Source organism: uncultured Campylobacter sp., assembly GCF_944323605.1.
GTDB lineage: Bacteria > Campylobacterota > Campylobacteria > Campylobacterales > Campylobacteraceae > Campylobacter_D.
Window position 1 is genome coordinate 98,688 of the sequence record NZ_CALUTC010000005.1, and the last position, 18,103, is coordinate 116,790.

22 protein-coding genes are annotated in these 18,103 nt (G+C 31.3%); 11 read left to right on the forward strand and 11 right to left on the reverse strand.

Annotated features, from left to right (window positions below; translation table 11 throughout):
* Window positions 1–9: 9 nt before the first annotated feature.
* From Q0J35_RS04555 to fmt, 7 genes are all read right to left on the reverse strand, one after another.
* Complete coding sequence (locus Q0J35_RS04555; RefSeq protein WP_297193529.1) at window positions 10–531, reverse strand: F0F1 ATP synthase subunit delta; 522 nt, start codon at window positions 529–531, stop codon at window positions 10–12.
* Complete coding sequence (locus Q0J35_RS04560; RefSeq protein WP_297193531.1) at window positions 532–1,038, reverse strand: F0F1 ATP synthase subunit B; 507 nt, start codon at window positions 1,036–1,038, stop codon at window positions 532–534. It lies immediately after the preceding gene.
* A gap of 9 nt (window positions 1,039–1,047) precedes the next feature.
* Window positions 1,048–1,473 (reverse strand): F0F1 ATP synthase subunit B', encoded by a 426-nt coding sequence (locus Q0J35_RS04565; RefSeq protein WP_297193533.1) that lies wholly within the window; start codon window positions 1,471–1,473, stop codon window positions 1,048–1,050.
* 68 nt (window positions 1,474–1,541) lie between these two features.
* Window positions 1,542–2,390: a ParB/RepB/Spo0J family partition protein gene (locus Q0J35_RS04570; RefSeq protein WP_297193535.1), complete on the reverse strand. Its 849-nt coding sequence runs from the start codon at window positions 2,388–2,390 to the stop codon at window positions 1,542–1,544.
* Between the two features lie 8 nt (window positions 2,391–2,398).
* Window positions 2,399–3,181: an AAA family ATPase gene (locus Q0J35_RS04575; protein ID WP_297193537.1), complete on the reverse strand. Its 783-nt coding sequence runs from the start codon at window positions 3,179–3,181 to the stop codon at window positions 2,399–2,401.
* Window positions 3,178–3,831, reverse strand: a complete 654-nt coding sequence (locus Q0J35_RS04580; protein WP_297193539.1) for a biotin--[acetyl-CoA-carboxylase] ligase — start codon at window positions 3,829–3,831, stop codon at window positions 3,178–3,180. Before Q0J35_RS04580 ends, Q0J35_RS04575 begins: the two co-directional genes overlap by 4 nt.
* Window positions 3,794–4,702: a methionyl-tRNA formyltransferase gene (gene fmt / locus Q0J35_RS04585; RefSeq protein ID WP_297193541.1), complete on the reverse strand. Its 909-nt coding sequence runs from the start codon at window positions 4,700–4,702 to the stop codon at window positions 3,794–3,796. Before fmt ends, Q0J35_RS04580 begins: the two co-directional genes overlap by 38 nt.
* A 100-nt stretch (window positions 4,703–4,802) precedes the next feature.
* Here fmt and Q0J35_RS04590 point away from each other — a divergent pair, with 100 nt between their 5' ends.
* From Q0J35_RS04590 to mreC, 6 genes are all read left to right on the forward strand, one after another.
* Window positions 4,803–5,474, forward strand: a complete 672-nt coding sequence (locus tag Q0J35_RS04590; RefSeq protein ID WP_297193543.1) for an NAD(P)H-dependent oxidoreductase — start codon at window positions 4,803–4,805, stop codon at window positions 5,472–5,474.
* 99 nt (window positions 5,475–5,573) lie between these two features.
* A complete protein-coding gene (gene fabZ, locus Q0J35_RS04595) occupies window positions 5,574–6,014 on the forward strand; it encodes a 3-hydroxyacyl-ACP dehydratase FabZ (protein WP_297193545.1) in 441 nt (146 codons plus the stop codon).
* Window positions 6,014–6,802, forward strand: coding sequence for an acyl-ACP--UDP-N-acetylglucosamine O-acyltransferase (lpxA, locus tag Q0J35_RS04600; protein ID WP_297193547.1), 789 nt, complete (start codon window positions 6,014–6,016; stop codon window positions 6,800–6,802). Before fabZ ends, lpxA begins: the two co-directional genes overlap by 1 nt.
* Entirely contained in the window at window positions 6,799–8,025 is a 1,227-nt protein-coding gene (gene clpX, locus Q0J35_RS04605) for an ATP-dependent Clp protease ATP-binding subunit ClpX (RefSeq protein ID WP_297193549.1), read from the forward strand. The genes lpxA and clpX overlap by 4 nt, the downstream gene beginning before the upstream one ends.
* Window positions 8,026–9,066 (forward strand): rod shape-determining protein, encoded by a 1,041-nt coding sequence (locus Q0J35_RS04610; protein ID WP_297193550.1) that lies wholly within the window; start codon window positions 8,026–8,028, stop codon window positions 9,064–9,066.
* On the forward strand, window positions 9,056–9,805 hold the full coding sequence (gene mreC, locus Q0J35_RS04615) for a rod shape-determining protein MreC (protein WP_297193553.1): 750 nt from the start codon (window positions 9,056–9,058) through the stop codon (window positions 9,803–9,805). The genes Q0J35_RS04610 and mreC overlap by 11 nt, the downstream gene beginning before the upstream one ends.
* On the opposite strand, the gene Q0J35_RS04620 is transcribed toward mreC, so the two are convergent.
* On the reverse strand, window positions 9,800–11,446 hold the full coding sequence (locus tag Q0J35_RS04620) for a methyl-accepting chemotaxis protein (RefSeq protein WP_297193555.1): 1,647 nt from the start codon (window positions 11,444–11,446) through the stop codon (window positions 9,800–9,802). The two genes, mreC and Q0J35_RS04620, sit on opposite strands and share 6 nt — an antisense overlap.
* Before the next feature lie 150 nt (window positions 11,447–11,596).
* On the opposite strand from Q0J35_RS04620, the gene hisH reads away from it, so the two are divergent.
* From hisH to hisIE, 4 genes are read left to right on the forward strand one after another with little or no spacing between them, the layout of a single operon-like run.
* A complete protein-coding gene (gene hisH / locus Q0J35_RS04625) occupies window positions 11,597–12,184 on the forward strand; it encodes an imidazole glycerol phosphate synthase subunit HisH (protein ID WP_297193557.1) in 588 nt (195 codons plus the stop codon).
* Window position 12,185: 1 nt separating this feature from the next.
* A complete protein-coding gene (gene hisA, locus Q0J35_RS04630; protein WP_297193559.1) occupies window positions 12,186–12,929 on the forward strand; it encodes a 1-(5-phosphoribosyl)-5-[(5-phosphoribosylamino)methylideneamino]imidazole-4-carboxamide isomerase in 744 nt (247 codons plus the stop codon).
* Window positions 12,911–13,678: an imidazole glycerol phosphate synthase subunit HisF gene (gene hisF, locus Q0J35_RS04635; RefSeq protein ID WP_297193561.1), complete on the forward strand. Its 768-nt coding sequence runs from the start codon at window positions 12,911–12,913 to the stop codon at window positions 13,676–13,678. Before hisA ends, hisF begins: the two co-directional genes overlap by 19 nt.
* Window positions 13,679–14,305, forward strand: coding sequence for a bifunctional phosphoribosyl-AMP cyclohydrolase/phosphoribosyl-ATP diphosphatase HisIE (gene hisIE / locus Q0J35_RS04640; RefSeq protein ID WP_297193563.1), 627 nt, complete (start codon window positions 13,679–13,681; stop codon window positions 14,303–14,305). It abuts the gene before it with no gap.
* Here the strand turns inward: hisIE and Q0J35_RS04645 are convergent.
* From Q0J35_RS04645 to Q0J35_RS04655, 3 genes are read right to left on the reverse strand one after another with little or no spacing between them, the layout of a single operon-like run.
* Window positions 14,288–14,938, reverse strand: a complete 651-nt coding sequence (locus Q0J35_RS04645; protein WP_297193565.1) for a sulfite exporter TauE/SafE family protein — start codon at window positions 14,936–14,938, stop codon at window positions 14,288–14,290. The two genes, hisIE and Q0J35_RS04645, sit on opposite strands and share 18 nt — an antisense overlap.
* Window positions 14,935–16,053, reverse strand: coding sequence for a glutamine-hydrolyzing carbamoyl-phosphate synthase small subunit (gene carA / locus Q0J35_RS04650; RefSeq protein ID WP_297193567.1), 1,119 nt, complete (start codon window positions 16,051–16,053; stop codon window positions 14,935–14,937). Before carA ends, Q0J35_RS04645 begins: the two co-directional genes overlap by 4 nt.
* Window positions 16,050–16,601 carry a DUF507 family protein gene (locus Q0J35_RS04655; protein ID WP_297193569.1) on the reverse strand — a complete coding sequence of 184 codons (552 nt, stop codon included), beginning with the start codon at window positions 16,599–16,601 and terminating at the stop codon, window positions 16,050–16,052. Before Q0J35_RS04655 ends, carA begins: the two co-directional genes overlap by 4 nt.
* 259 nt (window positions 16,602–16,860) lie before the next feature.
* On the opposite strand from Q0J35_RS04655, the gene Q0J35_RS04660 reads away from it, so the two are divergent.
* Window positions 16,861–17,910, forward strand: coding sequence for a hypothetical protein (locus Q0J35_RS04660; protein WP_297193571.1), 1,050 nt, complete (start codon window positions 16,861–16,863; stop codon window positions 17,908–17,910).
* The last annotated feature ends 193 nt before the right edge of the window (window positions 17,911–18,103 follow it).

Genomic DNA, 18,103 nt, shown 5'->3' on the forward strand with positions numbered 1-18,103 from the left:
AAATTCTCCTTACATTGTTTTAAGTATATAATCACTCATCTTCATTTGAAGATTTTGCATTGAAAAGGATATCTCGTATCCTAACTCATCTAAACTTATTTTCACGCCACTATCCTTTGAAAGCTTGTTTGTTAGCTTGATATTCACAGCAAATTTTTTAGATAAGGCTTTTTCAAGTTCGAGTAGTTTAGAGCTATCAACTTCATTTTTAGAAAAAACTATACCAGAATAAATCTGCTCTTTTAATGCTTTTTGTTTTCTTAGTTCTTCTAACACGAAAGGTATTAGATAAAGTCGTGAATTTTGAGTAAGAATTTTTAGAAAATTCACAAAACTAGGTTTTAATTCTTTAAAAAAAGATAAGATAAGTTCTAACTTTTTATCTTTTTTTAGCTCGTAAGAGTTTAAAATTTCTTTGAATTTAGGTAGAGAAAAAGCTGTATTTACAGAAGATAAAAATTCATAAAATTCATCAGAATCATTTCTACTTAAAATAGCTTTCGCATACCTTTTTGCTAGTAAATCATTCATTTAAGAAACCTTTTTAAGCATAATGTTTATTATATCGTCTTGTTTAAGTGAAGAATCGTCAAAAATTTGAGCTAGAGCGGCACTTACCACATCTTTTTGCATCTTTCTAAGCTCATAGTTTTGTTGTTCATCATAAGTTTTTTCTAAAATAAGCATATCGTTTTTTGCATCGCTTTTTATTTTCTTTGCCATAAGTTCAGCCTCTTTATGTGCTAGAGCTATAGCATTATCAGCCTCTTTTTTTGCATCTTCTAAGCTTTTGATGGCTTCTAATCTTTTATTTTTGCTTTCTAAAACCCTTTTTTGTATATCTTCTAATCTAGTAGCTATCTTTTTTATACGTGTATCATACATATTTTTAATAGGCTTTGCTAAAAGATAAAACATAATGGCTACGAAAATAATGAAGTTTACAGTTCTAGGGATTATATCATATTCTCCAGAACCACTAGGAGCGGCAAGTAATATCGCAGGCGACATCATAAGCATTAATGTTAGAGCTTTCATATTAAAATCCTATATATTTTTCAAATTTGCATTAAGAGTATTTTTCCACTCTGATATATGGGTTTTCAACTCTTCTTCTAAATTTTTCTTATCTTTTTCTAAATTTAAGTAAAAGTTTGACATCTTTTCTTCTAATTCTTGTTTTTTCTTATTAAATTCAGTTTCAGCTTCAGCTCTAGCAACCTCAACTGCTCTTTGTTTTATTTGAAAAATCTCTTCTCTTGTGCTTTGTTTTATTTTTTCGAGCTCTTCTGCCACTGTAGAAATTTTTTCAAAATCTTGTTTAACCTTAGCTTCATCGCTTTTTATGGATTCATCTCTTTGTCCCATAAAACTCAAAAGAGGTTTATATAAAATGGCATTAAGCACTACTATCATAAGTAAAAATATAACAACAGTGGATAATATAGTGGATAAATGGACATCATCAAACATTATATATACCTTTTATTTTATTATCATTACTTAGCATTATAACTAAAAAGTATAAATTTTTTAAAAAATCATTGTAATATTTTGTTTAAATATTTAATTTTGTCCAAATTATCCACAGTCAAACTTATTTTATTTTGTTTTACACTGCACTTCACACCAATATTTTCAAATGCTTGCTTTAGTTTTTTGAGTTCTACACTAAAGTCAGTTTCTTTTGTAATAGGCGTTTTTTTATCTGTTTTATTTTTGGAATTTTGTATGAGTTTTTCACTTTCTCTAACTGTTAAGCTTTGTCCTATTATGCTATCTACAAGCCTTGCTTCATTTTCTTTATCTAGACCAACTAAAATTTTAGCGTGTCCTTGAGAAAGCTTGCCAGAAATGATAAAGTCTTTTGTTCTATCACTTAAATTTAACAAACGCATAGTGTTTGTTATTTGGGTTCTTGATTTATGCATAATGTCTGCTAATGTTTCTTGTGTGAGTCCATATTCATCTATCAAACTTTTGTAAGATATTGCTAATTCTATAGGATTTAAATTTTCCCTTTGAATGTTCTCTATGAGAGCTAACTCTCTTAATTTGTTTTCATTTTCCTTTAGTATAACTGATTTTACGCTTGACATTCCAAGCATTTTACACGCTCTTAGCCTTCTTTCTCCAGCGACTAGTATATAAGAGTTTATATTCTTTTTTACGAGAACTACAGGTTGTATAAGTCCATATCTTTCTATGGAAGCTGCTAGTTCTTTTAAGGATTCTTCTTTGAAATCTTTTCTTGGTTGGTATGGATTTGGCTCTATATCGCTTATGCTTACTTCTTCTGTATCACCAAAACCCAATTCTTTCCCGTAAGCCTCATCTACATCACCTAAGATACTGCTTAAGCCTCTACCTAAAGCTGGTCTTTTTGCCATAAAAAATCCTACATCAAAGCGTGAGCTAAATTTCTGTAAGCTATAGAGCCTGGTGATTTTATATCATAAAGTAATATAGGCTTACCAAAACTTGGACTTTCAGCTAATTTAACATTTCTAGGAACTATTATAAATTCTTCGGCATTATCATTATTTACAAATAAATGTTCCTTAAAATTTGATTTTAAATCTTCAAAAGTAACTTTAGATATATTGTTTGAAGAGCTATACATAGTAGGTAGAAAACCTTTTACCTTAAGCCTTGGGTTTAATGTTTTTTTTACTATTTTAATGGTATTTAAAACCATAGCTACACCCTCAAGTGCATAGTATTCACACTGCACAGGTATGATAACCCCGTCGCTTGCCGCAAAAGCATTAACAGTTATACGACCAAGTGCTGGCGGTGTGTCTATTATTATGTAATCATAATCATCTATAACTTCTACAAGTCTATTTTTAAGAACTGTTTTTAATTCTATAGATTCATCTTTTGCTAATTCTTGTTCTATTCCAACTAAACCTATATTAGAAGGTGCTAGATGAAGTTTAGCAAGTTCTGTTTTTAGTATAATATCAGCAAATTTTTTACGACCTGTAAAAACGTGATACATATTATATTCGTAATTATTTCTGTTGAATCCAAGCCCTGTTGTGGCGTTTGCCTGTGGATCTACATCAATAAGCAAAACTTTTTTTTCTGCAACAGCAAAGGAAGCTGCTAAATTTATAGCAGTTGTAGTTTTTCCAACCCCACCTTTTTGATTGGCTATAGATATTACTTCGCTCATCTTAAATTATATACCCTTCTATTTTCAAGTAAAATCGAACCATCTTCATACAGCAAAGCGTCCTTTAAAGATACTTCACGCCCATCTATATTAGCTTTGTATGAACGAGATTTTTCAAATTCTACTATATATTTTCTAAAAATTTGCTTCCATAAAATTTTTTTTTCAACTTCTTTTATGTATTCACAAATCAAGTCCTTTAAATCGATATTTATATCAAGCACAGTTGCGTAAAGTGGCGAATATTTTAGGTTTAATCCAATACCTACTATTATAAAATCCTGTATTTTTGAGCTTATCAATCCTCCGATTTTTTTATCTCCTATATATAGGTCATTTGGCCATTTAAGCCAAGCTTTAGAACCCTTAGAAGATAGCAATTCTTTCATTATGAATCCAAAATAAATACTTATAGAACAAAGAGGTAAATCAGGACTTAAATCATCTTGTTTTATACAAAAATTTAAGTGCAAATTCCCTTCTTTGCTCTGCCATTCATTATCTCTACTGCCTACGCCATTACTTTGTTTTAGGGCGTATATAGCTATATTTTTGTTTATTTCGCCTTCTCTTATCTTTTTGCACATAAAGGTGTGAGTAGAATCTAGCTCATCAATACAAATAATTTCCACTTTTAAGCCTTTTTCCATTAAGACATGATTTAGCAGAACAAATTTTCTTTCCAGCTTCTTGAATTTTATTTATTTTTAATACACCTTTTTTACAAGCAAGCAAAAAGCTTTCCCCTTGTATATCTAAAATTTCGGCTTCTTTATTTTTGCTTATATCATCTATTAAATTTATATCTATAAATTTTAATCCATTTTCTAAAAACACGCCAGGCCAAGGATAAAATGCTAGAAATTTTTGATATAGAGTTTTTGCATCTTCTAAATTTACAAGCCCATCGCTCTTTTTTATCTTTTTGCAAAAAGTTGCCTTGCTTTCATCTTGAGCTTGCGGTTTTATTTTATAAAAATTATTTAAGGTGCTAATGCAAAGCTTTGCAGCTTCCTTAGACATAAGTTCAAATACCTCATCAGCTTTTTTGTTTTTTATACTAAATGATGTTTTTTCTAGTATATCTCCGCTATCAAGACTTTCTTGCATAAGCATAGAGCAAACTCCACTCTCTTCATCTCCGTTTAAAATAGCACTTTGTATGGGACTAGCACCACGGTATTTTGGGAGCAAAGAAGCGTGCAAATTTATACAAGGACATATATCTAAAATATTTTTTGGCAAAATTTTGCCGTATGCAGCAACTACTATAAAATCAGGGTTTAAAGAGGAGATAAGCTTTGATATTTGCTCGTCTTTTAAGTTATTTGGCGTGAATACATCTATGTTATTGTTAAGCCCTAAAATTTTAACTTCACTAGCACTTAAAATTTGCTTTCTTCCGACAGCCTTATCGGGTTGTGTAAATATGGCTAATACATTAAAACCACTGTTGATTAAAGCTTGTAAAATAGTAGCAGCATAGCTTGGAGTCCCCATAAAAATTATTTTTTTTCCCATAAAAAACCTAAATTTAAAAATAAAAAAGAAAGAATGATAGCAAATAAAAAATAAATATTGTATTTAATTAGTTATACTTTAAAAAACACAAGGAGAAACTATGCAAATTTTAAATGAGGAAAATATTTTAAAAGTATTGAATTTTAGACACGCTTGCAAGGCTTTTGATCCTAATAAAAAGATAAGCGATGAAGATTTTGGCACTATTATGCAAGGTGCTAGACTATCTGCTTCTTCCTTTGGTTTTGAGCCGTGGAATTTTGTAGTTTTAAACAATAAAAATATAAAAGAAAAGATGCTAGATTTAACTTGGGGAGGACAAGACGCCCTTAAAAATGCTTCTCATTTTGTGTTAATTTTGGCAAAAACACAAGAAAATTTATTGCCAAATAGTAGTTTTATAAAGCATATGATGAATGATGTTCAAAAGCTTCCTGCTAATATACAAGAAAAAAAGATAGAATTTTACACGGTCTTTCAGCAAGAACATTTTAAGCTTTTAGAAAATAAAAGGGCTACTTTTGACTGGGCTTGTAAGCAGTGTTATATAGCCTTAGCAAATATGATGTTCGTAGCGGCTTTAAGAGGTATAGACTCTTTGCCTATAGAAGGATTTCACCAAGATAATGTTAATATTTTACTAGAGAAAGAGGGTGTTTTAAATACAAAAGAATCTAAAGTTTGTGTTATGCTAGCTTTAGGATACAGATTAAATCCACCAAAGCACGCCAAAAGCAGACAAAATTTAGAAGATATAGTAAAATATGTTTAATTTTCATTAAAATTTTTTGTTGCTATGCTAAATTTTAAACCTTACATTAAATTCTTTTTTGTATAATTAAGGTTTTTAGTATTTAAAAAGGTTGCTACTATGATGGACGCTATGCAAATTCAAGGTATATTACCTCACAGATATCCGTTTTTTTTGGTAGATAAGATAACTGAATTAAAAATAGGAGAGGTTGTAAGGGGTTATAAAAATATCACCATAAACGAACAAGTTTTTATGGGGCATTTTCCTGGACATCCCATATATCCCGGAGTTTTGATACTTGAGGGTATGGCACAAACAGGAGGAGTTTTAGCTTTTGAGAGTATGGATGATAAAGTGAATCCAAAAGAAAAAGTTGTGTATTTTACCGGTATAGATAAGGCTAAATTTAGAAATCCTGTTAGACCCGGAGATAGGCTAGATTACGAAATGACTGTTGTTAAAAATAGAGGCACTTTATGGATTTTTGAAGGAAAAGCTTTCGTTGATGGCTCTTTGGTAGCGGAAGCTGAATTAAAAGCTATGATAATGGATAAGTGATGAAAAAAATTCACCCAAGTGCAGTTATAGAAGATGGTGCTGTATTAGGAGATGATGTAGTAGTAGAGGCTTATTCTTACATAAGTTCTGGCTCTATAATAGGCAATAATGTATGCATAAAACAAGGTGCTAGAATTTTAGCAAATACCCAAATAGGTGATGATAGCACTATATTTTCTTATGCTATAGTTGGAGATATACCACAAGATATATCGTATAATGATGATATAAATTCCGGGGTAATAATTGGCAAAAAAGCTACTATAAGGGAATTTGTAACCATAAATTCTGGCACAGCCAAAGGAGACGGTTTTACAAGGATAGCTGATAATGCCTTTATAATGGCGTATTGTCATATAGCACACGACTGTAATATCGGAAATAATGTCATTTTGGCTAATAATGCCACACTTGCTGGACACGTTGAAATAGGAGATTTTGCCGTAGTTGGTGGGCTTACCCCTATACATCAATTTGTAAAGGTTGGAGAAGGTGCGATGATAGCTGGTGCTTCAGCCTTATCTCAAGATATAGTGCCATTTTGTCTAGCTGAGGGAAACAGAGCAAGCATAAGAAGCTTAAATTTAGTAGGTATTAGAAGAAGATTTGATAAAGAAGAGGTTGAAATTTTAAATAAGGCTTACAAAAGATTGTTTAATAAGGGTGATTTGAAAGAAAATGCTCTTGCATTATTAGACGAAACCAATAGTGATAATGTAAAGAAAATGTGTGAATTTATCTTAAATACTTCACGTGGAATCCCAATGTATAGGAGAAAAAATCAATGAAAAAGCACTGTAATTTTTGTGGTTTTGCAGAAAGTCCTCAAAGAAGACTTTTAAGCGGGATAAATGAAGACGACTTTATATGTACACAATGTATAGATGCCGCTTATGGCGTTTTGCACGGGGGAGATGAGCTTATACAAAAAAAAAGTAAGGATAAAAAAGAATTTAAAAATATAACTCCAAAAGAGTTAAAAGCTCATCTTGATAATTATGTCATAGGGCAAGAAAGAGCTAAAAAGATCTTTAGCGTAGGTGTTTATAATCACTACAAAAGGCTTTTTAGAGCAGAACTTCAAGATGATGATACAGAGCTTTTTAAATCAAATATTTTATTAGTAGGACCGACAGGTTCTGGAAAAACTCTTTTAGCACAAACATTAGCTAAATTTTTAGATGTTCCAATAGCAATTTGTGATGCTACTTCCTTAACGGAAGCTGGATATGTCGGCGAAGATGTTGAAAATATATTAACAAGGCTTTTACAAGCTGCCGATGGTGATGTGGAAAAGGCACAAATGGGTATAGTTTTTATAGACGAGATAGATAAGATTGCTAGAATGAGCGAAAATAGGTCTATAACAAGAGATGTAAGCGGAGAGGGCGTACAACAAGCCCTTTTAAAGATAATAGAAGGATCCTTAGTTAATGTCCCTCCAAAGGGTGGTAGAAAACATCCTAATCAAGACTTTATACAAATAGACACTTCAAATATTTTATTTGTTTGTGGTGGTGCTTTTGATGGTATAGAAACTATAATAAAAAGAAAAATGGGCGATAAAGTGGTAGGTTTTTTTGAAAGTGAAGAGCCAAAAAATAAAGATACATTAATAGACAAAATAGAACCAGATGATTTAGTGCATTTTGGGATTATACCAGAGCTTATAGGCAGACTTCACGTGATCGCTTCTTTAAACGAATTAAATGAAGATGATATGATACGCATATTAACAGAGCCAAAAAATGCCATAATAAAGCAGTATCAAAAGCTTTTCGCAATAGACGGCGTAAAATTAAAATTCGAAGATGAAGCCTTAAGAGAGATAGCAAAACTTTCTTTAGAGAGAAAAACAGGGGCTAGAGGACTTAGGAGTATCATAGAGGAATTAATGGTAGATTTAATGTTTGAACTACCAGAATATAAAAATTATGATATAATTATAACAAAAGACGTAGTTAAAGAAGGTGCAAAGCCTTTATTTATAAAGACAAAAAGGGTTGGATAAATGATATTTGATCAAGTTATAGGCTTTTTCTCTAGCGATATGGGGATAGATTTAGGTACAGCAAACACTCTAGTTTTGGTAAAAGATAAGGGCATTATAATAAACGAACCTTCTGTTGTGGCGGTTGAAAGAGAAAGATATGGTGGAAAAGCTAAAATTTTAGCAGTTGGCAAAGAAGCAAAAGAGATGGTAGGTAAAACACCTGCTAATATAGAAGCTGTAAGACCTATGAAAGACGGTGTTATAGCTGATTTTGATATGACTGAAAAAATGATTCGCTATTTTATAGAGAAAACTCATAAAAGAAAGAATTTTTTAAGACCTAGGATAGTGATTTCCGTTCCTTATGGTTTGACTCAGGTAGAAAGAAAAGCGGTTAGAGAAAGCGCCTTGAGTGCTGGTGCTAGAGAGGTTTTTTTGATAGAAGAGCCTATGGCTGCTGCAATCGGTGCAAATTTAGCCATACAAGAGCCAAAGGGAAATTTAGTTGTTGATATAGGTGGAGGAACCACTGAAATAGGCGTAACTTCTCTTGGAGGTTTGGTAATATCAAAATCAATCAGAGTTGCTGGCGATAAACTAGATGTAAGTATAGTGAATTATGTTAAAGAAAAATATAATCTTGTTATAGGTGAAAGAACAGGAGAAGAGATAAAAATAGGCATAGGCTCGGCTTATCAAGGAGAAAAAGAGCTTACAATGGTGGTAAAAGGTAGAGACCAAGTGAGCGGTTTATTAGCTAGGGTTGAACTAACTAGCGAAGATGTAAGAGAGGCAATGAGAGAAAATTTAAAAGAAATTGCTGATGCACTTAAAATGGTTTTAGAATCTATGCCACCTGATTTAGCATCTGATATAGTTGAAAATGGCATAGTTTTAACTGGTGGAGGAGCGTTAATAAGAGGTCTTGATAGGTATTTGTCAGAAACAGTAAAACTTCCTGTTTATATTTCAGATGAGCCGCTTTTAGCTGTCGCTAGAGGAACTGGCAAAATTTTAGAAGAGATAGCATTATTAAAACAATTAACTAATGAAGAGTAAAATTTATGCTATATTGATACTGTCTTTTTTGATATTTGTTTCGCTTTATTATGGAGAAAAGATAAAAAACAGTGTCTTAAAAATAAATGATTTTGTTATAAATTTTAGCTATGATATAGGTGGTTATATAGCAGATAGCATAAGCGAACATCTTGATCAAGCCGAGCAAATAAGACTTTTAAAAGAGCAAAATCACAAACTAGAAGAAGCCAATGCTTTAGTATCTACTTTCGCAAATCAGTTGAATTTATTGCTTGAGGATAAAAATTCAAGTCAGCATTTCCCACAAGTATCTTTGGTAAGGGCTATATCTTACACTAGGCTTGATAATTATAACCGTTTATGGCTTTCTAGCACTAGTTTTACAGGAAATAAAAATAAAGGGCTTATTTATAAGGGTTATACCGCTGGTATAGCAGTGCTTGATGATAATAGACCAATGGCACTTCTTCAGCAAGATGAAGACTGCGTTTTTTCAGTTTATATAGGCAAAGACAAGGTCCCAGGAGTTTTACAAGGACTTGGAAACAGTGTAAGCATAAAATTTATACCTAAAACCAAAAATATAAATTTAGGCGATACTGTTTATACTAGTGGTTTGGATAATATATTTTTTTCGGGTGTTCCAGTAGGCACAGTGAAAGAAATCATAGATGATGAAGTCTATCAAAGTGCCTTAATAGAACCTTTTGTAGAAATAAGTCTACCAAGCTATATGTATATGATAGATAGCTTATAGTTTAAACGATCTTATCTCTTTTTGTAGACTGTATGCTATATCTTTTAGCTCATTAGTGATATTTTTGTTTTCACTTATTGATTTCTGTGTTTGAACAGAAAGCTCAACATTTAAATTTATACCTTTTTCTATATCTTCCATAAGCTTCATTTGTTCATTTACTTCTTTATTTACATCTCTTGCTTTAAGCAAACTATCATTTGCCTGTTTTAATATAGTCTCCATATCATCTCTCATTCTATCGCTTAGCTCTTTACCTTGCATTATAAGAGGTATGGATTGTTCTATAGCACTAGCAGTGGCTACTGTTTCTTCTTGTATTTTTTTGTTTATTATCGTGATTTGTTCTGTTGCTCCACCTGTTTTTTCAGCCAACTGTCTAATCTCATCAGCAACGACAGCAAATCCCCTTCCTACTTCTCCAGCACGTGCTGCTTCTATAGCAGCATTTAATGCTAGTAAATTTGTTTGGTCTGTTATTTCGCTAATCAAATCTGTGCTAGCACCTATGGTTTGTGCTTGTTCTGTTAAAAATGAAATTTGCTCTGATGTTCTTGTAGAATTTTCAGCTATAACCTCCATTTTAGCAGCTGTTTCTTGCACAGCACTTACGCTTTCTTCACAAATTTGTTTTGTATTTTGTGAATTTTGTTCTGTTTCATCAGCTATTTTTGAAATATTTTTTGTTTTTTCAACAAGGCTATGAACTCCTTTTGCTGATTGTAAAGATAAGTCGTTTTGTTTAGCAGAGCTTATTTCTGCATTAGAAAACACTTCTGATACAGTATCAACTTTTTGATTTATGGAGTTAGAAAGAGTGGCTACTTTTTGAATAATATCTCTTAATTGCTTTTGCATTTTAACAATAGAGCTTAATATACTTCCACTATAACTATCTTGTATATTTGTCCTTAAATTTCCGTTTGCAACTTCGGCAATAATTTTATTTACATATCCAGGTTCTCCGCCAACTGATACTTTTACATATCTTGATATAATGTAAGCGATTGCAATAGAAACTAAAGAGGCTATTATCACAAATATTACCATAATGCTTATGAAAGCTGTTGATTCGCTGATTGCTATTTGAGTTAGTTTTTGGTTTTGTGCTTCTTCATAGTCTATAATTTTATTTATATCAGCTAACCACTGTATAAATTGAGGTCTTACTTCCTTAAGTGCAAGCTCATTTGCGGATTGATTATCTCCATTTTTTACAAAATCAATAATCTTAGCATAAGTAGATACAGTAAGCTTTCTAGTATCATCTATCTTTTGATACATCGCTATTTCTTCTGAATTTAAGATATTGTTTTCAATAAATTTTTTAAATTCTACGTCGGCTTTATTATAGTCATCTTCAAGTTTTTTTATAGTAGCTAAAGTATTTTCTAAATCAGCCTTATCGTTTTGTATCATAATAGCATCTCGTATTAAGATAGATCTATCATGCACAGAACCTCTAAAATTTATAGCTTGTCTAGATATGACAGCATTTACATTTGTAGCTTGATTTAGACTTTCGTTTAAAAAATCAACCTTATATATGGAGTAAAAAGCTATTGATAACATAATAGCTATAACGCAAGCAAAACTTAAATAAAGTCTTGCAGAAAGTGTTAATTCTTTTTTCTTATTCATATCAAATTCCTTTTTCTACATTATATATGTTTAAAATATATTTAGCCTTTATTATAACATCTTTTTTTAAAATGGATAAATATTTTTTTTAAATATTTTTTAAAAATATATTTTTTTTTGCTATGATTTTGTTAAGAGAAAGGGATTTATATGAAACTTTGCATCATAGATACAGGTTGTGCAAATTTAGCTTCTTTAAAATTTTGCTGCGGTAGACTGGGGCATGAAGCTTTAATTACTAGAGATTTAAAAGAACTAGAAATGGCTGATAAGCTGTTTTTGCCGGGTGTTGGCACTGCAAGAAATGTTATGGATTCTCTTAGAAGATTAGATCTTGTATCTTTTTTGCAGAAAAACAAAAAACCCCTTTTAGGAATTTGTCTAGGAATGCAAATATTAGGAATTTTTTCAGAAGAATTGAGGCAAGAAACTTTAGGTATAATACCATTTAAAACTTATGAATTTAAGAAAAAAGATGGTTTTACTCTACCTCATATGGGGTGGAATGATATAAAAAGCTCACATCCATTATTTAAAGGTCTTGATGGAGCGTATTTTTATTTTGTTCATAGTTTTTGCGTAGATATAAATGATTATAGTATAGCAAGTTGCGAGTATTCTCAAATTTTTAGTGCAGCTGTGGCAATGGATAATTTTTACGGAGTTCAATTTCACCCTGAAAGAAGTGCTGAAGCTGGTGAAATTTTGATAAAAACTTTTATAAAGGATATAGGATAAGATGAAAACCGAATTAATCCCCGCACTTGATTTAATAGATTCAAAGATAGTAAGACTAATAAAGGGAGATTATAAAAAAAAGACGAGCTATGATGAGTTAGACCCTTTAGAAAAGCTAAAAGAATATGAAAATATGGGAGCTAAATGGATACATTTGGTTGATTTAGACGGTGCAAAAGATCCTAAAAAAAGGCAGATAAAACTTATAAACAATCTAATACAAAAAAGCTCTGTAAATTTGCAAGTCGGTGGCGGAATTCGCACGAAAGATGAGGTAAAAGCATTATTAGATATAGGCGTAAAACGTGTGGCGATAGGCTCTTTGGCTATAACAAATCCAAAGCTTTGTTTGGATATTTTGGATCATTTTACAGGAGAAAAAATTTGCATAGCACTTGATGTAGTCCCTAATAATAATGATTTTTTTATTGCCATAAATGCTTGGCAGGAGCAAAGCGAGCAAAGGCTTTTTGAAAGCATAGAATTTTACTTGAAAAACGGCTTAAAACATATATTATGCACTGATATTTCGCGAGATGGGACCTTACAAGGTATGAATATATCTTTATATGAAAGCATAGCTAAGGCATTTCCTAGCGTAGCTACACAGGCTTCTGGAGGCTTAAATTCTTTAGAAGACTTAAAAAGATTAAAAGGAATTTGTAGTGACATAGTCGCAGGAAAGGCATTATTAGACGGGGTTTTTACTGTTAAAGAGGGTTTAGAATGCTTACAAAACGGATAATAGCTTGTCTTGATGTAAAAAATAACCGTGTAGTAAAAGGCGTGCAGTTTAAAAACCACAAAGATATGGGAGACATTGTCGAACTTGCTAAATTTTACTCTCAAAATGGCATAGACGAGCTTGTTTTTTATGATATAAGTGCTAGTGCAAAAAATGAAAGAGTTTCAAGGTCTTGGGTTGAAAAGGTGGCTAGAGAAATTTCTATACCATTTTGTGTAGCTGGAGGCATAAAAACTTCAGAAGATGCTAAGGAAATTTTGGCAAACGGTGCAGATAAAATTTCAATTAATTCTCCAGCTTTAAACAATCCAAAGCTTATAACAGAATTAGCACAAAATTTTGGTGTGCAGTGTGTAGTTGTTGGTATAGATAGCTTTAAAGATGAGGACGGAAGATTAAAGGTTTTTAAATATACAGGAGATGAAAAAACCTCTACTCATAGCGGAAAAAATACCATCGAATGGGTAAAAGAAGTGCAAGACTTAGGAGCTGGAGAGATAGTTTTAAATATGATGAATAAAGATGGCTTAAAAAACGGCTATGACTTAGAGCAGCTAAGCGAAGTAAGGCAAAATTGCAAAATTCCTCTTGTTGCAAGCGGGGGCGCTGGAAAGAAAGAGCATTTTTTAGAAGCCTTTAATATAGGCATAGATGCGTGTTTGGCTGCATCTATTTTTCATCAAAGGATCATAGATATAAAAGACTTAAAACTTTTTCTAAAAGAAAATTCCATTTGTATAAGGTTATAAATGAGCGAAGATATAATAAATAAGGTTGATTGGCAAAAGGTATCAAATTTACTTCCCGTTGTAGTGCAAGATTATAAAAGCTCTGAAGTTTTAATGCTTGGTTATATGAATAAAGAAGCCTTGGAAAAAAGCTTAAAAGAAAAGAGGGTTAGTTTTTTTTCAAGAAGCAAGAATAGGCTTTGGACTAAGGGAGAAAGTAGCGGAAATTTCTTAGATATAGTAGAGCTTGGATTAGACTGCGATAATGATAGCCTTTTGATTCTAGCAAAACCACACGGTGTAACCTGTCATAGTGGTAATATATCTTGTTTTGAAGCTTGTTCCAGTAAGGCTGATTTTGTATTTTTGTCAAGACTTGCAAACCTTGTTAAAGGTAGAAAAAATTCTGATGAAACATCTTCTTACACGGCAAAACTTTTTAAAGAAGGCACAAAAAGAATAGCTCAAAAAGTAGGAGAAGAGGGAGTGGAAACAGCATTAGCTGCCACGGTTAAAGACAAGGAAGAGCTAAAAAATGAAGCTGCTGATTTGATATTTCACTTGATTGTATTGCTTGAGGATGCAGGATTAAGCTTAAATGATGTTTTAGAAATTTTAAAACAAAGAAACTCATCTACTAAGCATTAATCCACTATAAGATAGGTAAAGTCCATAAAAAAGTATTATGATATACGCTATATAAGATGAGGTTTTTATAAAAATTTGAGAAAATAAAAATGCAAATTTAGACAAGATCATCATAACAATCATAGTGCAAATTCCAAATACAGCCATAGTAAGCAGTGCTTGATAAACAGTATCCGCACTTATAGATAAGGCTAGATAAAAATACACAAGTCCGCAAGGCAAAAGCCCATTTAAAGCACCAAGAAAACAAAGCCCATAGTAGCTTTTAAGTTTTATTTTTCCTTTTACGATAGGTAAGATTTTATCAAATAGATATGAATTTTCTAGCAAGTGTAAAATTTTAAATCTAAAAATTAAAGACAAAGAAAGAAGTATCATAAATATACCTAATATAAAAAATACTATGCCCTTACTAAAGTCATTCATAAAAAGCAAGGAGGAAAAAGAAAAAAATACAAAAGCTAAAACAATATAAACTAAAATTCTAAAAATATGATATAAAAAAATGCCTAAAAATGGATATTTTAAATTTTTGCTTAAATTGTTTATAAGTATCACAAAAGCACCGCACATAAAGTAACAATGCCCAAAACTAGCAAGTATAGCTACTAATGCGGTGGCTAAAATACTCAAAGCAAACTCATAAATTCTTTAAATATATATTTGCTTTCGTGAGGACCAGACGAGCTTTCTGGATGGTGTTGAACCGATATGATAGGATAATTTTTATACCTTACTCCTTCTACATTATCTCCAAAAAGATTTCTATGAGTTATTATAGCTACTTCGCATATCTCTTCTGGGACGTTGTAGTTGTGGTTTTGTGCGGTTATTTCTATCCTTTTGTTTTCTTGGTTTAATACAGGGTGGTTTGCTCCGTGTTGTCCGAACTTCATTTTATATGTTTCATATCCAAAGGCATTGCTTAGTAATTGATGTCCTAAACAAATCCCAAGCATAGGAATTTTTTTATCTATAAGTTTTTTAAGCTCTTTTATCTCATCTTTTAAATTTTTTGGCTCACCAGGACCGTTTGATAAGAAAATAGCTTCTATTTTTCCACTATCATAAAGCTTGATTAGCTCATCTGCTTTTGTATTATGAGGAAAAACCTCTACTTCAAAACCCACTTCTACAAGCTCATTTAAGATATTTGTTTTCACTCCATAATCAAGCACTGCAAGTTTTTTTACACACTTTTTAGCCTTGTTAAAAGCCTTGTTTGCGGTATTCCATACGCCTTGTTGGTGTTTGTATGGTTTTTTAGTGCTAACTTTAGCTACCCAATTAACCTCATCTATCTTTTTGCTAGATTTTAAAAGCTCTTTTAGTTTTTCTTTGTTTGAAATTTCTGTGGAAACTACACAGTTTAAATTTCCACTATCTCGTATCATTTTTACTAAAAATCTCGTATCAATATCATAAACGCCTATTTTTCCGTGTTCTTTTAGGTATTCATTAAGGCTTTTTTTAGCTCTGAAATTTGAGTAGTTTTTATTAAATTCTCTTATAAAAATTCCGCTTGTAAAAATTTCTTTGCTTTCGTTATCATCGTCATTTGTTCCAACTATGCCAATTTCTGGCATAGAAAAAACTATAAATTGTCCAGCATAAGAAGGATCGGATATTATCTCTTGATAGCCACTCATAGAAGTATTAAAAACAAGCTCTCCAAAAAAAGTCCCTTTAGCACCAAAAGCGTTAGCTGTCATAAAAAGATCGTTTTCTATGTATATGTAAGCTTTCAAAGCATACCCCTCTTTTTAAGCTCCTCTTGATAAAGCTTGTCAAATACTATATCAAATTCTTCAGAACCCGGCACAAGTTTTCTCTTGTAATTAGAAATTTTTTCATACACCTCATCTTCCAAACTTTCATACGTTTTAAGATAGTTTTGTATGCTAGAAAATATCAAATTTTTCACTCTATTTTCGGATACGTCATAGTTTATAAAATCAGAATCAACCAAAGTGCTTAGAATTTTGTGTGCTATATCATTGTATCTATCCTCTAAATTTAATATAACTCCAAATTCAGCTGCTAATTTTTTCTTTACAAGCCAAAACATATTTTTTCTATCAACCTGCATAAATTCCATTTCATCTTCTTGTTCCTCTAAGAGCTCTTTTACTCTTTCGTCCAGACTTCTTTCTTTGAATAAGTCTTGTTCTAAAATTTCCTTACTCGAAGCTTTGAGCTTTTCAATATCATCTTTAACATACACAAAAGATGAATTTATAATATCTAGGACGATTTTATTTGCTATATAAGGAATGTGTGCTTGTTTTATACGCATTTTTTATCCTTTAAGACTGAATGTAAAATTATAAGCTAAAATATCTAAATAATTGTTAAAAAAGACTTCTTTTACCTACTTTTTTGAAAAAAACTAATAAGAGTTATAAAAAAGACAAAGAAAGTATAAATTTTTTTAAACTTTTGCCGATACTTATTTAAGTAAGCTTAATCTTAAATAATAAGATAGCTAATATTTTTTAAGGAGCATTCATGTTAAAAAAGATTGTTTTAATATCTCTAGATAGCTTAGCTTTATTATGATCTTAGATGCCAATCTAAGAAATGCAGTAGCTTACAGGAGGCTGCATTCCTCTACTTTTTATCATAATGAAGCTAGTATAAAAGAATTTAAAGAGTATATAAATCTTGTAGAAACAGAGCTTAAAAATTTAGAAAAAACTGAAGATAAAAAAGAGTTAAAAAAAGATGAAAATTCTTTCACAGTTTATATCGCAAGTGCTACAAGAGAGCTTAAGAGACTTTCTTTAAGTAAGGATACGGTTTATCATTTACAAAATTCTTTTCCTGATGTGCATAAGGTAAAAGATGATACTTTTTTGTTGAGTGCAGAAAGTGCTGCTTATGTGAATGGCTGGTATAAGGAGGTAGCTTTTTCTAGAAAATATGAAGAAGCCGATAAAAACAAGGACGGATATATAAATGATGATGAGTTTTTAAATTTAAAATCTTATTTTCACGAAAAATTTTTTTATGTGCCACCTCAAAGCCACTACATAACCTATGCTATCGGCTTAAGTCGCTATCAAAGTTTTTCAAAAGAGAATGAAGCTGTTATAGAAAAAATAAAGCATTTTTTTGTAGATGATAGCCTAAATATAGCTCTTGATAAGACCTTGCTTTTAGATAAAGACTTAGACGGACTTATAAGGTATAAAGAAGCACTTAGTCCAAGCGATTCAAATAAAATTTTAGATATTTTGATGAATGAGGGTCTTCATAAGATAGTTTATGCCGAGCAAGAGGATATGGATAGAAATGAATTTTTTGAGCTTATGAGGCAGATGAAAAAGAAATTAGCCGAGGAAACTGCTAAAAGAGTAGAGGAGAAATTTGACATAGTAAATGATGAAGAAACAAGAAAAAAAGAAGAAATTCGTATCAAGCTTTTAAGCAAAGGACTTTCTTCTTTAAATGCAGATGAGCTTAGACTAGCTAGAAAATACTTTGCAAATTTACTCAAAAAGATTGATGAGAGTGATTTTAAAAATGTAGATGCTCTTATAAAGGATTTAAAAACAAATTTAAAAGACATAAAGGAAAAATTTATCTTAGATAAGAAAGCTTAAAAAGCTTTCTTAAACCCTTCTTGAGTTTCTTTACCTCAAAGGTAAAGTTTTACTTTGATTTATAACTTCATTAAATATTAACCATTCTTTAAACTTCCCTCTCTACCCTAATTTATACTTTAAACTTTTTTAAATTCTTTCTTTATCCTACGCACATCTTTCATAAATCTTATATATTTCAATGCCCCCCCCC

Bases quoted from the DNA above. Each gene is read 5' to 3' on its own strand.
- Q0J35_RS04555 (WP_297193529.1), bottom strand. From the start codon at position 531: ATGAATGATTTACTAGCAAAAAGGTATGCGAAAGCTATTTTAAGTAGA.
- Q0J35_RS04560 (WP_297193531.1), bottom strand. From the start codon at position 1,038: ATGAAAGCTCTAACATTAATGCTTATGATGTCGCCTGCGATATTACTT.
- Q0J35_RS04565 (WP_297193533.1), bottom strand. From the start codon at position 1,473: ATGTTTGATGATGTCCATTTATCCACTATATTATCCACTGTTGTTATA.
- Q0J35_RS04570 (WP_297193535.1), bottom strand. From the start codon at position 2,390: ATGGCAAAAAGACCAGCTTTAGGTAGAGGCTTAAGCAGTATCTTAGGT.
- Q0J35_RS04575 (WP_297193537.1), bottom strand. From the start codon at position 3,181: ATGAGCGAAGTAATATCTATAGCCAATCAAAAAGGTGGGGTTGGAAAA.
- Q0J35_RS04580 (WP_297193539.1), bottom strand. From the start codon at position 3,831: ATGGAAAAAGGCTTAAAAGTGGAAATTATTTGTATTGATGAGCTAGAT.
- fmt (WP_297193541.1), bottom strand. From the start codon at position 4,702: ATGGGAAAAAAAATAATTTTTATGGGGACTCCAAGCTATGCTGCTACT.
- Q0J35_RS04590 (WP_297193543.1), top strand. From the start codon at position 4,803: ATGCAAATTTTAAATGAGGAAAATATTTTAAAAGTATTGAATTTTAGA.
- fabZ (WP_297193545.1), top strand. From the start codon at position 5,574: ATGATGGACGCTATGCAAATTCAAGGTATATTACCTCACAGATATCCG.
- lpxA (WP_297193547.1), top strand. From the start codon at position 6,014: ATGAAAAAAATTCACCCAAGTGCAGTTATAGAAGATGGTGCTGTATTA.
- clpX (WP_297193549.1), top strand. From the start codon at position 6,799: ATGAAAAAGCACTGTAATTTTTGTGGTTTTGCAGAAAGTCCTCAAAGA.
- Q0J35_RS04610 (WP_297193550.1), top strand. From the start codon at position 8,026: ATGATATTTGATCAAGTTATAGGCTTTTTCTCTAGCGATATGGGGATA.
- mreC (WP_297193553.1), top strand. From the start codon at position 9,056: ATGAAGAGTAAAATTTATGCTATATTGATACTGTCTTTTTTGATATTT.
- Q0J35_RS04620 (WP_297193555.1), bottom strand. From the start codon at position 11,446: ATGAATAAGAAAAAAGAATTAACACTTTCTGCAAGACTTTATTTAAGT.
- hisH (WP_297193557.1), top strand. From the start codon at position 11,597: ATGAAACTTTGCATCATAGATACAGGTTGTGCAAATTTAGCTTCTTTA.
- hisA (WP_297193559.1), top strand. From the start codon at position 12,186: ATGAAAACCGAATTAATCCCCGCACTTGATTTAATAGATTCAAAGATA.
- hisF (WP_297193561.1), top strand. From the start codon at position 12,911: ATGCTTACAAAACGGATAATAGCTTGTCTTGATGTAAAAAATAACCGT.
- hisIE (WP_297193563.1), top strand. From the start codon at position 13,679: ATGAGCGAAGATATAATAAATAAGGTTGATTGGCAAAAGGTATCAAAT.
- Q0J35_RS04655 (WP_297193569.1), bottom strand. From the start codon at position 16,601: ATGCGTATAAAACAAGCACACATTCCTTATATAGCAAATAAAATCGTC.
- Q0J35_RS04660 (WP_297193571.1), top strand. From the start codon at position 16,861: ATGATCTTAGATGCCAATCTAAGAAATGCAGTAGCTTACAGGAGGCTG.